This is a genomic window from Streptomyces sp. SID12501, from assembly GCF_010550245.1.
Classification (GTDB): Bacteria; Actinomycetota; Actinomycetes; order Streptomycetales; family Streptomycetaceae; genus Streptomyces.
On the sequence record NZ_JAAGLU010000715.1, the window covers coordinates 1 to 431 of the forward strand.

At 74.5% G+C, this 431-nt stretch carries 1 protein-coding gene; it reads right to left on the reverse strand.

Annotated features, from left to right (window positions below; all coding sequences use genetic code 11):
* A partial coding sequence (locus G3I71_RS48070) for an acyltransferase domain-containing protein (protein ID WP_203733189.1) occupies positions 1-431 on the reverse strand: 431 nt, incomplete at both ends.

Genomic DNA, 431 nt, shown 5'->3' on the forward strand with positions numbered 1-431 from the left:
ACCTGACCCAGGTACGGCTCCCACATCGGCGTGTGGAACCCCGAACGGAACGGGAGCTCCCGACACAGCACCCCCTCGGCCCCCAGCCGGGCCACGACCCGGGCGACCCCGGCGGGATCCCCGCACACCACCGACTGGTGCGGGCAGTTGTCGTGGCTGACCACCACCCCGTCCTCGCCGTGCAGCGCCGCCTCGGCCCGCGGCGCCCCACAGCCCAGTGCCGCGTACACGAGGTCCGGTACCTTCAGCGAGCCCGGCGGCAGCGCGGCGAGGAAGGTGTCGACGGCCTCCCGCGGGTACATGCCGGCCGCCACCATCGCCGCCCACTCGCCCAGGCTGTGACCGGCCGACACGTCCGCCTCGATGCCCAGTTCACCGCGGGCGCCGCCGAAGAACCGGCCCGCCTCGACGGCCTCCAACGCCCGTTCCAT